The 17,196-nt window shown below is 37.3% G+C and carries 14 protein-coding genes; all 14 read right to left on the reverse strand.

Annotation, left to right across the window (positions count from 1 at the left end; translation table 11 throughout):
- Window positions 1-68 precede the first annotated feature (68 nt).
- Window positions 69-677, reverse strand: coding sequence for an orotate phosphoribosyltransferase (pyrE, locus tag KM149_RS08160; RefSeq protein WP_241415283.1), 609 nt, complete (start codon window positions 675-677; stop codon window positions 69-71).
- The gene (gene pyrF / locus KM149_RS08165) at window positions 665-1,369 is read right to left on the reverse strand and encodes an orotidine-5'-phosphate decarboxylase (protein WP_214970326.1); all 705 of its coding nucleotides are present in this window, start codon (window positions 1,367-1,369) and stop codon (window positions 665-667) included. The genes pyrE and pyrF overlap by 13 nt, the downstream gene beginning before the upstream one ends.
- Complete coding sequence (locus KM149_RS08170) at window positions 1,359-2,291, reverse strand: dihydroorotate dehydrogenase (protein WP_241415284.1); 933 nt, start codon at window positions 2,289-2,291, stop codon at window positions 1,359-1,361. The genes pyrF and KM149_RS08170 overlap by 11 nt, the downstream gene beginning before the upstream one ends.
- Complete coding sequence (locus tag KM149_RS08175; RefSeq protein WP_050346229.1) at window positions 2,288-3,052, reverse strand: dihydroorotate dehydrogenase electron transfer subunit; 765 nt, start codon at window positions 3,050-3,052, stop codon at window positions 2,288-2,290. The genes KM149_RS08170 and KM149_RS08175 overlap by 4 nt, the downstream gene beginning before the upstream one ends.
- A gap of 14 nt (window positions 3,053-3,066) precedes the next feature.
- The gene (carB, locus tag KM149_RS08180; protein WP_241415285.1) at window positions 3,067-6,240 is read right to left on the reverse strand and encodes a carbamoyl-phosphate synthase large subunit; all 3,174 of its coding nucleotides are present in this window, start codon (window positions 6,238-6,240) and stop codon (window positions 3,067-3,069) included.
- Window positions 6,233-7,333 (reverse strand): carbamoyl phosphate synthase small subunit, encoded by a 1,101-nt coding sequence (locus KM149_RS08185; protein WP_050331266.1) that lies wholly within the window; start codon window positions 7,331-7,333, stop codon window positions 6,233-6,235. The genes carB and KM149_RS08185 overlap by 8 nt, the downstream gene beginning before the upstream one ends.
- 2 nt (window positions 7,334-7,335) lie before the next feature.
- On the reverse strand, window positions 7,336-8,610 hold the full coding sequence (locus KM149_RS08190; RefSeq protein ID WP_103356588.1) for a dihydroorotase: 1,275 nt from the start codon (window positions 8,608-8,610) through the stop codon (window positions 7,336-7,338).
- 15 nt (window positions 8,611-8,625) lie between these two features.
- The gene (locus KM149_RS08195) at window positions 8,626-9,504 is read right to left on the reverse strand and encodes an aspartate carbamoyltransferase catalytic subunit (RefSeq protein ID WP_182280438.1); all 879 of its coding nucleotides are present in this window, start codon (window positions 9,502-9,504) and stop codon (window positions 8,626-8,628) included.
- A 19-nt stretch (window positions 9,505-9,523) separates the two neighbouring features.
- Window positions 9,524-10,816, reverse strand: coding sequence for a uracil-xanthine permease family protein (locus KM149_RS08200; protein ID WP_050331271.1), 1,293 nt, complete (start codon window positions 10,814-10,816; stop codon window positions 9,524-9,526).
- 181 nt (window positions 10,817-10,997) lie between these two features.
- Window positions 10,998-11,522, reverse strand: coding sequence for a bifunctional pyr operon transcriptional regulator/uracil phosphoribosyltransferase PyrR (gene pyrR / locus KM149_RS08205; RefSeq protein WP_050331977.1), 525 nt, complete (start codon window positions 11,520-11,522; stop codon window positions 10,998-11,000).
- A 365-nt stretch (window positions 11,523-11,887) separates the two neighbouring features.
- Entirely contained in the window at window positions 11,888-12,805 is a 918-nt protein-coding gene (locus KM149_RS08210; protein ID WP_215021594.1) for an RluA family pseudouridine synthase, read from the reverse strand.
- Window positions 12,806-12,807: 2 nt separating this feature from the next.
- Window positions 12,808-13,290 carry a signal peptidase II gene (lspA, locus tag KM149_RS08215; protein WP_165546161.1) on the reverse strand — a complete coding sequence of 161 codons (483 nt, stop codon included), beginning with the start codon at window positions 13,288-13,290 and terminating at the stop codon, window positions 12,808-12,810.
- Window positions 13,291-13,626: 336 nt separating this feature from the next.
- Window positions 13,627-16,371, reverse strand: a complete 2,745-nt coding sequence (ileS, locus tag KM149_RS08220; RefSeq protein ID WP_241415286.1) for an isoleucine--tRNA ligase — start codon at window positions 16,369-16,371, stop codon at window positions 13,627-13,629.
- A 197-nt stretch (window positions 16,372-16,568) separates the two neighbouring features.
- Window positions 16,569-17,186, reverse strand: a complete 618-nt coding sequence (locus KM149_RS08225; protein WP_241415287.1) for a DivIVA domain-containing protein — start codon at window positions 17,184-17,186, stop codon at window positions 16,569-16,571.
- Between the last annotated feature and the right edge of the window lie 10 nt (window positions 17,187-17,196).

The raw sequence follows: 17,196 nt of genomic DNA on the forward strand, positions 1-17,196 counted from the left end.
ATATAAAGAAGCGGGATAGCAATCAAATTGATTTTCTTATCCCGCTCTTTCTATTGCGTATCTCTCAATTAAAGTTGATTACGCCAATTAATTAATGTTTCAATATCTGCTTCTGAGATTTTACCTTCAGCTTGCGCAACTTCGATTAACTCATCGTAATGACTCAACGTATAAAAAGGCACTTTGCCATCTTTAAACATTTCATCAGCTTTACTTAATCCGTATGTAAAGATGGCAACGACACCTAATACATCCGCTCCTGCTTCACGTAAAGCATTAACTGCTGTAATCGATGAACCACCCGTCGAAATTAAATCTTCCACAACCACTACTTTTTTATTGTTACTTAATGCACCTTCTATTTGGTTTTGCTTACCATGACTTTTACTTTTTGAGCGTACATAATTCATCGGCAAACTCATTTTATCTGAGATATAGGCTGCATGTGGAATGCCCGCAGTTGCTGTTCCAGAAACAACTTCAACATCTGGAAAGTGTTTTTCAATAAGTTGTATTAAACCATCACGGATTGCTTCACGTACTTCAGGATAACCTAACGTCACACGATTATCACAGTATATCGGCGATTTGATACCCGAGCTCCATGTAAACATCTCGTTTGGAGATAAAGAAACTGCTTCAATATCTAATAATGATTTTGCAATTAATTTTGACATTCATTTAACCAACTTTCCTTAATTTGATGATAGCTTTCTACAGGATTGTCACTTTGTGTAATAGGTCGACCAACAACGATGTGCGTGGACCCACGTTTTTTTGCATCTTCAGGTGTCGTTATTCTTTTTTGATCATCTGATTTACTATTCGCCGGACGAATTCCTGGCGTCACTTTTAAGAAGTTCTCTCCACATTCCGATTTTAATAGACTCGCTTCTAATGGTGAGCAAACAACACCATCAAGTCCAGCGCATTGTGCAAGTTGCGCATAATTCAACACCGCTTCTTCCATTGTTGTTTGAATATTTTGTTCATGATGAAGTTGTGTTTCTGATGTCGATGTAAGTTGCGTTACTGCGATCAGTTTAATATTCGGATTATGTTTTTTTAAACCTTCAACGGCACGTTTCATCATTTCTGATCCACCGGCAGCATGAACGTTAACCATATCAACATCCAGTTGAGCTAATCCTTCCATCGCCTTGCCCACTGTATTTGGAATATCATGTAATTTCAAGTCGAGAAAAATATCATGGCCTAATGCTTTTATCTTTTTGATAAGCTCAGGTCCTGTTTGATAAAAAAGTTCCATGCCCACTTTAACAAATAAAGATTCATCAAAGTGGTTTAAAAATGCAATAACATCCGCTTCAGTTGCGAAATCTAATGCGATAATGGGGTCATTTCTCATGTACTGACAATCCTTTCTGCGTGCGTCCTTTTATATCTAAGATGTGTTGAACATTGAGTGCATCTAATCGTTCAGGTAAGTCATCAATAATTTCTTTACATACTAATGGATTTTGGAAATTTGCAGTCCCTACAGCAACCGCATCTGCACCCACTGAAATATAGTCAATGACATCTTGAGCGTTTTGTACACCACCCATTGCGATAATAGGAATATGAGGCAATGCTTTTCTTACTTCATAGACCATTCGTAATGCGACTGGCTTAATTGCAGGACCACTTAAGCCACCGATAATATTATGAATAATAGGTTGGCCCGTACGAGGATCGATTTTAAGACCAACAAGGGTATTTATCATTGTAAGTCCATCTGCATATTCAGCGATAGCTTGAGCCATTTCCACAATATTGGTCACATTAGGTGACAATTTGACATAAACCGGCACAGAAGATACTGCCTTAACTTTGCGTGTTAATTCAGCTGCTACTTCAGGATCGACACCAAATTGCATGCCACCCTCTTTGACATTAGGACAAGAGATGTTTAATTCTAGTGCCTTTACATTTGGCGCTTTAGAAATATGCTCTGCAACGTAGACATAATCTTCTTCCAAAGAACCGGCTACATTCGCAATAATTGGCACATCATATGCTTCCAACGCTTTCAATTCGTGTTCAATAATATGATGGACGCCAGGATTTTGTAATCCGATGGCATTAATCATACCGCTATCCGTTTCGGCAACACGCGGTGTTTCATTACCGAACCTTGCTTCTTTTGTAGCTGCTTTAATCATGATTGCGCCTAAATCAGACAAGTCATAAAATTGTCCGTATTCTGCGCCAAAAGCAAAGCAACCACTGGCAGGCATCACTGGGTTCTTAAGAGATAAACCGGGTATTTCTACATTTAATCGACTCATAATACAACAGCTCCTCTCTCGAAAACAGGTCCATCTGTACATACTTTAACGTAATCAGTCGGATGATTAGGCACATGACATACACAAGCAAAACAAGCACCAATACCGCATCCCATTCTTTCTTCTAATGAAATGTATCCAGGTACATCCTTTAAAGCTTCTAATTCATTTAATGCTTTTAACATCGGTTTTGGCCCACATGTATAAAAAATATCATAATCGATTGGAAGTTGGTCAATGACCGTTGTAACAAATCCCTTTTCACCTTTTGAACCATCTTCTGTTACAATATGTGTTTCTCCTAAAGCTTTGAAGTGATTTTCATAAAAAACATCTTTAGATGAACGAAAACCAAGTACATGAACAGTTTCAATACCATTTTGATTGAGTTGTTTAGACAGTTCATAAAGCGGTGGTACCCCTATTCCGCCACCTACGAGCAATGCTTTTCGTTTCGCTTTATCAACTGGGAAGCCATTTCCAAGTGGTGCTAAAATGTCGATTTCATCCCCTTCATGTAAAGCTGCAATACGCTTCGTACCTTCTCCTTCAGCACGGAAAAGCATTGTAAAGCTATTGCTTTCTTGATCAATTTCACAAATTGAAATCGGTCTTCGTAACATGTGTAATGAACCTTCTCCAGTCTTAATGTGTACAAACTGACCGGGTTGCTTTAAATCAGCAACCGCCGGCCCAGATACTTTCAGTTCATAAATACGATCCGCAATATTTTGATTAGAGATGACAGTTAATTTTTCCACCACAACTTAACCTCCTACATATTTCTCATAGAGAATGTCATACTTTCAATCACATTCGTTAATGCATTTGCTGTATCAAGTGATGTGAGACATGGCACGCCATTTTCTACTGATGCGCGACGAATTTGGAAACCGTCCCTTTCGATTGTTTTACCTTTAGTCATTGTGTTAATAACGATTTGAACGTCGCCGTTTTGAATCTTTGTGATAAGATCGTCATGACCACCAATTTTATCAACCGTTTGCACTTTAATCGCATGCTCAGCTAATTTTTTAGCTGTGCCTTCTGTCGCTATAATTTTATACCCAACTTCATTCAGACGCTTTGCAATTTTGACCATTTCGTCTTTATCTTTATCACTCACAGTGATTAATACCGTTCCATAATCTTTAACTTCCATCCCTGCCGCTGTTAAGCCTTTGTAAAGCGCCTTTTCAAGTGTTAAATCGCGTCCCATGACTTCACCTGTAGATTTCATTTCAGGTCCTAAAGTGATGTCTACATTTTTTAATTTATTAAAACTAAATACGGGGGCTTTCACAAATACCCCTTCTTGATAGGGTTGAATACCGGGTTCAAAACCGAGTTCTGCTAATTTCTGTCCCATAATAGCTTTCATTGCGAGCTGTGCCATTGGAATTTCAGTGATTTTACTTAAAAATGGGACTGTGCGACTTGATCTTGGGTTCACTTCTAAAACATATACCCCATCATGTGCAAGGACGAACTGAATGTTAATTAATCCGATGATATTTAAGCCTTTTGCCAGTTTAATCGTATAAGCTTCAAGCGTAGCGATTTCATCTTGAGTTAATGTTTGTGGTGGGTATACCGCAATGGAGTCTCCAGAGTGAACACCAGCACGTTCAATATGTTCCATAATTCCCGGTATAATAACCGTATCACCATCACAAATGGCATCGACTTCTATTTCTTTACCTGTTAAGTAACGGTCTACTAATACTGGATGTTCAGGGCTTGCTTTAACCGCTTCCTTCATATAATTTTCTAACTCGTCATCGTTATAAACAATTTCCATTGCGCGTCCGCCTAATACGTAAGACGGTCTTACAACTACTGGATAACCAATGTCTCTCGCATTGGCCAAAGCTTCTTCAGCTGAAGTTGCTGTTTTCCCTTTTGGTTGTGGCACTTGGATTTGATTTAACAAACCTTCAAACTCTTTTCTGTCTTCAGCGCGATTTAAATTCTCTAATGATGTTCCTAAAATTTCCACACCATATTTCGCTAATTTATCAGCAAGGTTGATTGCAGTTTGACCACCAAACTGAACGACAACGCCTTTAGGACGTTCTAAGTTAATAATGTTCATAACGTCTTCTTCTGTTAATGGTTCAAAATAAAGCTTATCTGAGATAGAGAAATCTGTTGACACTGTTTCTGGATTGTTATTGACGATAATAGCTTCATAGCCGGCATTTTGGATAGCCCAAACTGCGTGTACCGTTGCATAGTCAAACTCTACACCTTGACCAATACGAATCGGACCTGAACCTAGAACAATTATTTTTTCTTTTTCTGTAACGATAGACTCATTTTCTTCTTCGTAAGTTCCATAATAATACGGCGTTGCAGATTCGAATTCAGCTGCACATGTATCCACCATTTTATATACTGGATTAATATGATGTTCTTGACGTAGTTGATATACCGCTTCCTCTGTCATTTCAAAGCGATGTGCGATGACACGATCACTGAAGCCAAAACGCTTCGCAAATCTTAAATAATCGATATCCCCTTTGTTTTCTTTTAACGCATGTTCCATGTCGATGATGTTTTTAAATTTATTTAAAAAGAAGTAATCGATACGTGTCATTTCATGAAGTTCTTCGAGTGTTGTTCCTCTGCGAATCGCTTCACCAATAAAGAATAAACGCTCATCATCTTGGGCTTGAATTCGAGATTTAATGTAATCCAAATCATAGGATTCACCGTTAGGTAAACCTAAATGATGGACGCCATACTCCAGTGAACGAATCGCCTTTAATAATGATTCTTCATACGTACGGCCGATTGACATGACTTCTCCAGTTGCTTTCATTTGTGTGCCGAGCTCGCGCTCACCTTTTTCAAATTTATCAAATGGAAAACGTGGAATTTTTGATACGATATAATCCAAACTTGGTTCAAATGCCGCATAAGATGTTCCTGTAACAGGGTTTTTCATTTCATCTAATGTGAGACCTACAGCGATTTTAGCAGCGAGCTTTGCAATCGGATAGCCGGTTGCCTTTGAAGCTAATGCTGATGAACGAGATACACGTGGGTTCACTTCAATGATATAGTACTGCATTGAATGTGGGTCAAGGGCAAGTTGAACGTTACAACCGCCTTCAATACCTAAAGCACGAATGACTTTAAGAGAGACATCGCGCAACATTTGATATTCCACATCTGATAGTGTTTGACTTGGTGCCACAACAACTGAATCTCCTGTATGAATACCAACGGGGTCGATATTTTCCATATTACATACAACAATTGCGTTATCATTTTTATCACGCATCACTTCGTATTCAATTTCTTTAAAGCCTGCTATTGATTTTTCAATTAAACATTGCGTTGCTGGGCTGTATTTCAATCCATTAGAAACGACTTCATGTAATTCCTCATCGTTATGACAAATACCACCACCTGTACCTCCCATTGTGAATGCAGGACGAACGATTAATGGATAACCGACTTTATTTTTAAATTCGATTGCTTGTTCAAGCGTGTTTACAATATCACTCTCTGGTACAGGCACATCCAGTTCATTCATCAGGCTACGGAATAATTCCCGGTCTTCAGCCTGTTCAATAGATGATAATTTTGTACCTAAAAGTTGAACATGATTTGATGCCAACACACCGCTTTCGTGAAGTTCAATCGCCATGTTTAATCCTGTTTGTCCACCTAATGTAGGCAGCAATGCATCAGGTTGTTCTTTACGTATGATACGTGCAATAAAATCATGTGTTAACGGTTCAATATAGACTTTATCCGCAATTTCCTTATCTGTCATAATCGTAGCAGGATTCGAGTTCACTAAAATGACACGATAACCTTCTTCTTTAAGTGCTAAACAAGCTTGTGTGCCAGCGTAATCAAATTCTGCTGCTTGACCAATAATAATAGGTCCTGAACCTATCACAAGAATCGTTTCAATGTCATTTCTTTTAGGCATAAGTAACGCGCTCCTTTTGTTTATTTTGTTGCATCATTTCAACAAACTGATCGAATAAGTAATTAGAATCTGTTGGTCCAGGACATGCTTCTGGGTGATATTGCACTGAAAATGCAGGTAACGTTTTATGTTTAAGTCCTTCAACTGTACCGTCATTTATAGCGATATGTGTAATCTCTAAATCTGTGTTTTCAATAGATGCTGCATCAATGGCATAACCATGGTTTTGACTCGTAAGCGCAATTTTCCCAGTTTTTAAATCTTTCACTGGGTGATTCGCACCACGGTGACCAAACTTCATTTTGAATGACTTTGCACCTTGAGATAAGGCAAATAATTGATGGCCTAGACAAATTCCGAAGAATGGAATTTTACCTAAAATACCATTAATCATTTCAAGGGCAACTTCGACATCCTCTGGGTCTCCAGGTCCATTGGATAACATGACACCATCTGGACGCATTTTAAGAATTTCATCAGCTGATGTATCATAAGGAACGACTGTCACTTCACAGCCACGTGCGTTCAATTCACGCACAATATTTTGTTTTTTACCGAAATCTACAAGTACCACGCGAAGATCAAATCCCGTTGAAACATAAGGCGTTTTTGTAGAAACTGTTGGTACCTCTGTTCTAGGGAATGTCATTGTTTGTAGTTTTTGAATCATTTCATCAATTTCTGTTTCATGGTCTACAAAAGCAGCTTTTAAAACCCCATGCTGACGAATTTTTTTCGTAATACTTCTTGTATCTACACCACTCAAACCGGGAATGTCGTATTCTTTCAAAACTTCATCTATCGACTTTTGTGCCCGAAAATTACTTGGTGTCGTACAAGCCTCTTTAACCACAACACCATTTAATGTAGGCGTCAATGATTCGAAATCATCACGATTAATCCCATAGTTACCAATAAGCGGGTAAGTAAATGTAATAATTTGCCCTGTATACGAAGGGTCTGAAATTGTTTCTTGATATCCTGTCATTGCAGTATTAAAAACAATCTCCCCTTGTGTTAAGCGGTCTGATCCTAATTTAAATCCAGTATAATGTGAGCCATCTTCTAACACGAGATAACGTTTTTCAAACATCTTTATTTTGCCCCCTCATAACAAATATGTCCTTCTACCATTGTTAAAATAGGATTACCGTATACTTTTTCTCCTAAGAATGGTGTATTCGATGCTTTAGACAAGAAGTCTTCTGCTTTAATTTCGTATTCGTCTTCTAAGTTAATCAACGTTAAATCTGCTAAGCTACCTTCTTCTAAACGACCGTATGGTAAATCAAAAGTTTGTGCAGGTTTCGTTGTTAAGTAGTCTACAAGTTGTTGTAATGACCAGTCTCCATTTTTAACAAAGTGCGTATACAATAATGGGAATGCAGTCTCACTACCCACAATACCAAATGGTGCACGTGTCATAGGTTGTGCTTTTTCTTCTGCTGCGTGTGGCGCATGATCTGTTGCAATGCAGTCAATTGTGCCATCTAATAAACCTTCTAATAATGCCGCTCTATCTTCGTGACTTCTTAGCGGCGGATTCATTTTATAGATTGCATTGTCACCTGGAATATCATCCTCTGTTAGTAAAAGATGATGAGGTGTGACTTCTGCGGTTACTGGAATACCTGCTTTTTTAGCATCTCTAATCACGCGTACACTTTCTTTTGTCGAAACATGACAAACATGATAGTGACATCCTGTTGCTTCACTCAATAAAACATCACGGGCAATTTGGACAGATTCACAAATATTTGGAATCCCCGGGATACCGAGCGCTTTACTTCTTTTACCTTCATGCATCGCACCACCATAAATCAAACTATTGTCTTCACAGTGGGCAACGACAGCTTTATTTTGAGCTTTAGCTTGTTGCATTGCTTCATACATCATTGAAGCTTGTTGGACACCAACACCGTCATCCGTAAAAGCAAAAGCACCATTTTCTGTAAGTGCTTTAAAATCTACATGTTCTCTCCCAGCCTGTCTTACAGTGATTGAAGCATAAGGTAATACACGCACATGTGCACTTTTAGCAATTAATTCATTCAAATGCGTTAAATTTTCTATAGAGTCAGGAACAGGCTTTGTATTAGGCATCGGACAAACAGTTGTAAAACCACCGCGAGCCGCTGCACGCGTTCCTGTTTCAATCGTTTCTTTATGTTCACCACCAGGTTCTCTTAAATGTACATGGACATCGATAAACCCTGGAGATAAGAAATGACCTTTTGCATCGATGATAGTCATTTCATCTGTTGCTTCTATTGATTCAGCAATTTGCTTGATTGTTTTACCTTCAATCAAAACATCTACCTTTTTTAATTGACCTGCTTCTAGCATTTTTGCATTTTGAATTAATTTCATATCCGATTCTCTCCCTTATTTTTTAATTGTTTCTGTCAGTACAGCCATTCTGAGATACACACCATTTTCCATTTGTTTAAAAATTCGTGATTGCGGTGCTTCAACTAAAGAATCGGCAATTTCAACATCCCGATTGACTGGTGCAGGATGCATAACAATCGCATGTTCTTGTAATTTTTCGTAGCGTTCTTCTGTGAGCCCGTATTGTGCATGGTATGAAGCTTTTTCAAACCCATGTGAGCCAACAGTATGTCTTTCATGTTGTACTCTTAGTAACATCACAATATCCACTTGATCGATGACGTCATCTAAGTCGACATATTCTGCTTCCATCGTATCGTCTTGCCAAATTTCAGGACTTGAGAACGAAACATTCGCACCCAGTGCTGTCAAACTGTGATAGTTACTTCGCGCAACACGTGAGTTTTTAATATCTCCACATATCACAACATTCAACCCTTTAAATCGTCCAAACTCTTCGTAAATGGTCATTAAATCTAACAGACTCTGTGTTGGATGTTGGCCGCTTCCATCGCCCGCATTAATGATTGGAATGCCCATGTTCAACAATTCATCATAATAGTTATTTTGTTCATGTCTAATAACTAAAGCGTCGCAACCTATACTTTGGAGTGTACGACAAGTGTCATAAAGCGATTCTCCTTTTTGTACAGAAGAAGCTGTTGATTCAAAATTAATTTGTTTAATGTTTAATCGGTGTTCTGCCATTTCAAAACTACATTTTGTACGTGTAGAGTTTTCAAAAAATAAGTTCGCTATATAATGACCTTCTAAACTGGGTACGTCTTCACCTTTCTTGTATTGAGAAGCTTTTTGAATAAGGTTTTCAATTTCTTTTACAGATAAGTGTTCCATTGAAACAAGATGTTCCATTGACAAGACCTCCTAATGTTTATCGTTTTGGTAAGAGTAAATTCAATAAAATACCTGCTGTTGCTGATAATGCCATACCTTCAATAGTTAATTTGACACCTAAATCAGACAAGTTAAGCATCATATTTCCAATTCCTATTACTAAAATGACTGAAGCAATGACAAGATTACGATTTTGAGCAAAATCCACTTGGCTTTCTACGAGCATTCTCAAACCGCTCGCTGCGATTGTTCCAAATAACAAGATAGACACACCGCCCATTACTGGTGTCGGGATAGATGAAATCAATGCTGTAAATTTACCTACAAACCCTAACATGATGGCAAATACAGCAGCGCCACCAATGACATAAATACTGTAAATTTTTGTAATGGCCAACACACCAATGTTTTCTCCGTAAGTTGTACTTGGTGGTCCACCGATAATGCTTGAAAACATTGTTGAAACCCCGTCGCCAATGATTGAACGATGTAAGCCTGGATCTTCGAAGAAATTACGTCCTACGATTTTATTGATGACCATTTGATGACCAATATGTTCACTTACTGTTACAAATACAATGGGCAACATGATGGTAATCAAACCGAGATGAATGGAAGGATGATAATCAGCAAATGGTAAGTAAATATCCGGGAACTGGAACCATGCTGCTTTTTCAACTGGTTTAAAGTCCACTATTCCAAATATAATCGCTGTAATATATCCCACGACAATACCTATGAGTACAGGAATTAGAGAAAAGAAGCCTTTCGCAAATCCTTGAATAATCAAAGTCACTAATAATGTAATGCCTGCAACTGCAATATAACTGAGGTTGTAGCCTTTCATATCTCCTGCATTTTCAAACATCGCCATATTAACAGCAGTTGGTGCAAGACTAAGACCAATAACCATAATGACAGGACCGACTACAACGGGTGGTAAGAGATGCATTAACCAGTTAATACCGCTTAACTTAATGGCAATCCCAATAATGACGTACATCACACCACTCATGAATAAGGCGACAAGCATATCGCCTAAGCTATTTGTGCTCAAACCTGTAATAATCGGTGTAATAAAAGCAAAACTTGAGCCTAAGTATGCAGGAATCTTTCCTTTCGTTATTAATATGTAGAATAATGTACCAATTCCTGAAGCAAGCAAGGCCGATGATACTGGAAGTCCAGTGAGAAACGGAACAAGTACCGTGGCACCAAACATCGCAAACAAGTGCTGTAAACTTAAAAATGCCCACTGCCCCGCTTTTGGTCTTTCATTCACATCGAGTACCGGTTGAACGGTACGTTTAAACATTTGATCGTTTTCCATAGTTTTCTTCCTTTCGCATAAAAAAAGTCTCTTCACCTTTTTTAAGGTAAGAGACTGAGGTTTGACATCTTTACATTTTATTCATTATCACTTTTACAAATACAACATTTGAATAGCATAAAATGAATACAAATAGGATGTGCTCGTCCTTTGTCAGTCTCTCGTACTGAATTAAAAGGCTTTATGTGATGACAACGGCATTGCGTTGATCAATTTCATTTAAATAAACACTGACAGATTCTTCATGTGAAGTCGGTATATTTTTACCAACAAAGTCAGCGCGTATTGGTAACTCCCGATGACCACGATCGACCAGTGTAGCAAGGCCTATCTTTTTAGGTCTTGTATACATTAAAATCGCATCAAGTGAGGCTCTAACTGTTCGACCTGTGTATAAAACATCATCCACGATGATGACCACGCGATTCGTTAGGTCTGCATTAATTTCAAAAGTCTTATTTAACTGTTGACTTCTTGCATCAATGTCATCTCGAAAGTCAGTAATATCAATCGTGCCAGTTGGGACTTCGACTTCTTCAATTTGTTGAATCTTTTGTTGAATACGTTTTGCCAGATACTCTCCACGCGTTTTAATACCAAGTAACGCTAAATTGTCTGATCCTTTATTATATTCTAAGATTTCATGAGCAATACGTGTTAGCGTACGATTTATCGCCGATTCATCTAAAATCACACGTTCAACCAACATTATTCACTCCTAACAAAAAACTCGTGTCTTTAATAGACACGAGTTTAGAATAAGCAAAATTCGTCATATCCCTATCGAAACATTTTAACGTCTCTCGTACGTTTAAAACACATTCTTATTAGGATTGAAAAGATTTTTACATTCTCTATTCATGTCTTTTGAGCCTCACAGGACTCTAAATTAAAGACGTTTGTTTTTATAATTTTTTCTTAAAACAATGGTAACGCTTTTTACAGGACTTGTAAAGCCTATATAGTAAGTTTTCTAATTTTATAATTGTGATGCGTGATAGAAAAATTCACTATTAGACCTTTTGATGTCAATCACATCCATTATCATTATTATTCGCTCTGCAATTAAGCTTATTTCTCTTCTTTTCTTAATTGTGCTAATAATTGTTCAAACGTTTCGGGTAACGGTGCTACACGTTCAATATACGCTCCTGTACGCGGATGATTAAATCCAATCACACCTGCATGTAACGCTTGACCTCCGATGTCTAACGTTTTCTTAGGACCATATTTAGGATCCCCTACAAGCGGATAACCGATATATTTCATATGAACACGAATTTGGTGTGTACGTCCTGTTTCTAATTGACATTCGACTAATGTGTAGTTTTTAAAATTTTCTATTACATTAAAATGCGTAACAGCCTCTTTTCCGTCATCTTCAACTGCCATCGCCTGTCTATCGTTTTTATTTCGTCCTATGGGCGCATCTATCGTGCCAAATTCATGTGGAATATGACCATGGACAAGCGCTGTATATTTACGCGTAACCGTTTTAGCCATTAATTGTTCAACAAGACTTCGATGTGCCACGTCATTTTTAGCAACCATTAATAAACCCGACGTGTCTTTGTCGATACGATGCACAATCCCAGGTCGAATTTCACCATTAATGCCTGATAAGTTTTTAATTTGATACATCAAACCATTTACAAGCGTCCCTGAGTAGTGTCCTGCTGATGGATGAACGACCATCCCTTTAGGTTTATAGACGATTGCGACATCTTCATCTTCATAATAAATATCTAAGTTTAAATTTTCCGGTTGTATATCTGCCTCTACCACTTCTTTTTCCGTTACTTCTATGTGATCTCCTGTTTTAAGTTTATAATTGGATTTAATGGTTTTCCCATTCACTTGAACTAAGCCTTCTTTAATCCAATCTTGTATTTGACTGCGAGACCACTCTGAGTTAAATTCCGGCAAAATTTTGTCTATACGTTGTAAATGGTGGGCTTCGTTATCAATTGTAAATTCATATTTTTCCATTGTTACACCTCACCTTTTTGGTTCTGATCTTTAAGTAATATAATCACAAGCAAAATAACACCTATCGTTAAACTTGCATCAGCAATATTAAAAATTGGGAAATCATATCCAAATATGACCGTATCTACAAAGTCTACAACTTCTCCTGTACGGACACGATCAATAAAATTACCTAATGCACCCGCAAAAAGTAAGCTTATCGCAATTTGCATCATCATTTGATTTTTAGCTTCTTTAATAAAAAATACAACTAAAGCAATGAGAATGATGACTGTAATAATGTAAAAGAATGTGATTTTACCACTTAATATGCCCCAAGCTGCGCCATTATTTCGATGTGATGTGATAGATAAAAAGTGAGGAATCACATTAAATGATTCACCTACTGCCATTTGTGTCCGAATCACAAATTTAGTTACTTGATCGGCAATCAAAATCAAAACCACTATAAATATTGAAAGCCCGAGATAATATTGTCGTTTCATATTATTTTTCCTTTCTTTTAATCACCGTTACATTATAACACGATATAAAAAAGTACGGTAAACGATACTCTCTATTTACTTAATAAAGTACACGTCATTAGTGAAAGTTGAATAACCACTTTGTTTCAAAACGAAAGGAATAATTAAAACAATAATGAAAAAATAGATTCAAATAGATGAAGCTTACTTTTTCATAAATTAACCTCCCAATAACATTTTTGTGTTATTAGAAGGTTAATAGTGTGAGCTATATTTGATTTTCAAATAAGGCGACTTTAGTTAACAGAATGCATCGAATTACTGCCAAATGACTCCTGTCTTAAAGCCAACGTTAACTTATAGTGTCTTCACAACCGCTTGGCATCGTGGACATAATCCAGATAAGCCAGCAACTGTACCTAAAGATTTACTATAATTCCAACAACGTTCACATTTTTGACCTTCTGCATGAACGATTTCGATTGTTCCATGTTGATAAACTTCACCTTGAGGTGCATCCACAACTTCGACTTGAGAAACGATAAAGAGTTGATGTAAATCTTCAAAGCCTTCTAAAAATTCAACTGTATCAAATGAAGGGCTATTACCAATTTTTACTTTTGCTTCTAAAGATTTACCAATTGTTTTTTCATTTCTCGCTGCTTCTAATGCACGGTTAACGTCATCACGCAGTGCCATAAATTGGCCCCATTTATCAAGCAAGGCTTGATCTACAGCTTCTTTTTCAGGCATATTCGTTAAATGTACACTTTCTTCTTCAACATGTTCAATATGTGACCAAACTTCATCTGCTGTATGTGGAATAATCGGTGCTAGTAATTTTGTCATATTAACTAAAATCTCGAAAAGTACAGTTTGCATACTACGACGTTTGTGTGCGTCACGTTTTTCAATATATAAAATGTCTTTACCATAATCTAAGTAGAAGTTACTAAGTTCAACATTAATAAAGTTTTGAACTTCTTGATAAATATCAAGGTAATCAAAGTGCTCATAATGATCTAAAGTACTCGCTGTAAATTCTCTTAAGCGATGTAAAACATAACGATCCACTTCCAATAAATCGGCTTCTGCAATGCGATCTGTTGTAGGATTAAAATCATTCACATTACCTAATAAGAAACGTAATGTGTTTCTGATTTTACGGTAAACATCCGCCACTTGCTTAAGAATCTCATCAGAAATACGAACATCTGCAAGATAGTCAACCGAACTTACCCAAAGACGTGCGATATCTGCACCTTTTTGTTTTACAACTGTATCTGGGGCAGTCACATTTCCTAATGATTTACTCATCTTTTTACCTTCTCCATCCATCACGAAACCATGAGAAAGTAACATTTTGTAAGGTGCCACACCACGCGTTGCGACAGCTGTTGTAATTGATGAGTTAAACCAACCGCGATATTGGTCACTACCTTCTAAGTATAAGTCAGCTGGAAAACTAAGCTCAGGACGTGTTTCAAGTACGCCTCTATGAGAAGAACCTGAGTCAAACCACACATCCATAATATCTTCTTCTTTAGTAAACACACCATTTGGACTGCCAGGATGAGTAAATCCTTCAGGTAATAAGTCTTTCGCATCTTTTTCAAACCAGATATTTGAACCGTGTTTTTCAAATAAATCCGCAACGTGGTACACCGTTTCTTTTGTCATAATGATGTCGCCATTTTCAGCATAAAAAACTGGTAAAGGCACACCCCAAACACGTTGACGCGAAATGACCCACTCACCACGGTCACGAATCATGTTATAAATACGTGTTTTACCCCATTCAACTTTGAATTGCGTATTATCAATCGCATCTAAAATATCTTGACGTACTTTCGAAATTGATGCAAACCATTGCGGTGTTGCACGGAAAATAACTGGTTTTTTCGTACGCCAATCGTGAGGGTAACTATGTGTAATAAATTCGAGTTTCAATAAAGCACCTTTTTCAGTTAACAATTCTGTAATAGCTTTGTTAGCTTTATCATAAAACATACCTTCAAACTGACCTGCTTCTGCTGTGAACACACCTTTAGCATCGACAGGACTAATCACATCTAAACCATATTTTTGACCAACGATATAGTCATCTTCACCATGTCCAGGTGCAGTATGAACACATCCTGTACCCGCATCTGTAGTGACATGTTCACCGTTGATGACTAAGGAAATACGGTCAATGAAAGGATGTTGTGCCTCAACATACTCAAGCTCTGAGCCTTTAAAATCTTGCTCACGTACAATTGTCTCTTTATCCCAACCTAATTGCTCCACAACACTATCAACAAGTGCTTCTGCAATAATATACTTCGTCCCATTTACATTCATTTGGACATAAGTTAATTCAGGATGAACAGTAATCGCAACATTAGATGGTAATGTCCAAGGCGTTGTTGTCCAAATAATAAATTTAGCGTCTTCATCAACAACACCTTTTCCGTCTTTAACATCAAAAGCAACGTAGATGGATGCAGAACGTTTATCATGATATTCAATCTCTGCTTCTGCTAATGATGATTCACTAGAAGGTGACCAATAAACCGGTTTTTTCCCTTTATAAATTAGACCTTTATCTGCCATTTCACCGAATAAACGAATTTGAGCTGCTTCAAATTCAGGTTTCAATGTAATATAAGGATTTTGGAAATCGCCATTAATACCTAAACGCTCAAAGTCTTTTTTCTGAATTTCAATTTGTTCCATAGCGAAAGCTTGGCAACGATCACGAAATTCTGAAATTGACATTTCTTTACGTTTTACGCCTTTTTTAGTTAATGCTTGTTCGATTGGTAAACCATGTGTATCCCAACCTGGAACATACGGTGTATAGAAACCTTGCATCGATTTATAACGCGTAATGAAGTCTTTCAAAATTTTATTTAAAGCGTGCCCCATATGAACGCTTCCGTTTGCATACGGTGGACCATCATGCAAAATGTATGATGGATTCCCTTCATTTTTCTTAAGAATTTTATGATACAAATCTTGCTCTTTCCATTTTTGTTGAAGTTGAGGTTCTTTATTAGGAAGACCCCCACGCATAGGAAAATCTGTTTTTGGCATTAATAAAGTATCTTTGTAGTCCATTTGACATTACACTCCTTTAACTGAAAAAGAACTCTAAGCTCAATAACAGGGACGGACTGACCGCGGTACCACCCTGATTAACTCAGCTTAGAGTTCTCTCAAAAATTTATTAATATTCAACAAAACAGTGATATAAGAAAAGGACATCTATTAGGCTCTCACTCTCCCTAATTCGCTGTATCCATGCTTATCTTTTCTTACTTGTCTGTTTCATCTTTAGATTGTGTTGTTTCGTTTTCATCTGATTGTGGCTTCTCATTGTTATTTTGAGCAGCCTGTTGCTCTTGTGCTGTGATATCTTGTTGGTTTAAATGTTGGAAGTTTTCCTCAGTTACTTGTTGCGCATCTAAATCATAATTAAGGAGATAGTCCCAATCATCATTTTTTAATAAATCTAGCTGCGCTTCAACAAGCATTCTAAAGCGAGAACGGAAAATTTTCGATTGTCGCTTCATATCTTCAGTTTGGAAAGATAAACGACGTGCTTTTTCTAAACCATCGTTTACAATTCGATTTGCCTCTGCTTGTGCTTTTTGAATCATCGCATCATGCTCTTTTTGTGCAGCTGCTTTGGTTTCATCTGCCGCTCTTTGGGCACTCACAATTGCTTCTCCGACTGATTTTTCAACATCTTTAAAAGATTGAATATGTGAGTCGCGTTCTTTTAACACATTTTCTAATTGCTTTTTATCTTCTCTTAAACGCTCAAGTTCTTGACTCAACCGTTCTAAATATTGTTCAACTTCTTCAGGTTCAAAGCCATTTTTAATACGCGTAAACGATTTATTTTTAATCTCGCTTGGTGTAAAAGCCATAAATTGCCCT

The sequence above is a fragment of the Staphylococcus coagulans genome, from assembly GCF_022557135.1.
Classification (GTDB): domain Bacteria; phylum Bacillota; class Bacilli; order Staphylococcales; family Staphylococcaceae; genus Staphylococcus; species Staphylococcus coagulans.

What these genes read in the sequence shown, in the direction of transcription:
- pyrE (WP_241415283.1), bottom strand. Translation starts at nt 677, where the DNA reads ATGTCAAAATTAATTGCAAAATCATTATTAGATATTGAAGCAGTTTCT.
- pyrF (WP_214970326.1), bottom strand. Translation starts at nt 1,369, where the DNA reads ATGAGAAATGACCCCATTATCGCATTAGATTTCGCAACTGAAGCGGAT.
- KM149_RS08170 (WP_241415284.1), bottom strand. Translation starts at nt 2,291, where the DNA reads ATGAGTCGATTAAATGTAGAAATACCCGGTTTATCTCTTAAGAACCCA.
- carB (WP_241415285.1), bottom strand. Translation starts at nt 6,240, where the DNA reads ATGCCTAAAAGAAATGACATTGAAACGATTCTTGTGATAGGTTCAGGA.
- KM149_RS08185 (WP_050331266.1), bottom strand. Translation starts at nt 7,333, where the DNA reads ATGTTTGAAAAACGTTATCTCGTGTTAGAAGATGGCTCACATTATACT.
- KM149_RS08190 (WP_103356588.1), bottom strand. Translation starts at nt 8,610, where the DNA reads ATGAAATTAATTCAAAATGCAAAAATGCTAGAAGCAGGTCAATTAAAA.
- KM149_RS08195 (WP_182280438.1), bottom strand. Translation starts at nt 9,504, where the DNA reads ATGGAACATCTTGTTTCAATGGAACACTTATCTGTAAAAGAAATTGAA.
- KM149_RS08200 (WP_050331271.1), bottom strand. Translation starts at nt 10,816, where the DNA reads ATGGAAAACGATCAAATGTTTAAACGTACCGTTCAACCGGTACTCGAT.
- KM149_RS08210 (WP_215021594.1), bottom strand. Translation starts at nt 12,805, where the DNA reads ATGGAAAAATATGAATTTACAATTGATAACGAAGCCCACCATTTACAA.
- lspA (WP_165546161.1), bottom strand. Translation starts at nt 13,290, where the DNA reads ATGAAACGACAATATTATCTCGGGCTTTCAATATTTATAGTGGTTTTG.
- ileS (WP_241415286.1), bottom strand. Translation starts at nt 16,371, where the DNA reads ATGGACTACAAAGATACTTTATTAATGCCAAAAACAGATTTTCCTATG.
- KM149_RS08225 (WP_241415287.1), bottom strand. Translation starts at nt 17,186, where the DNA reads ATGGCTTTTACACCAAGCGAGATTAAAAATAAATCGTTTACGCGTATT.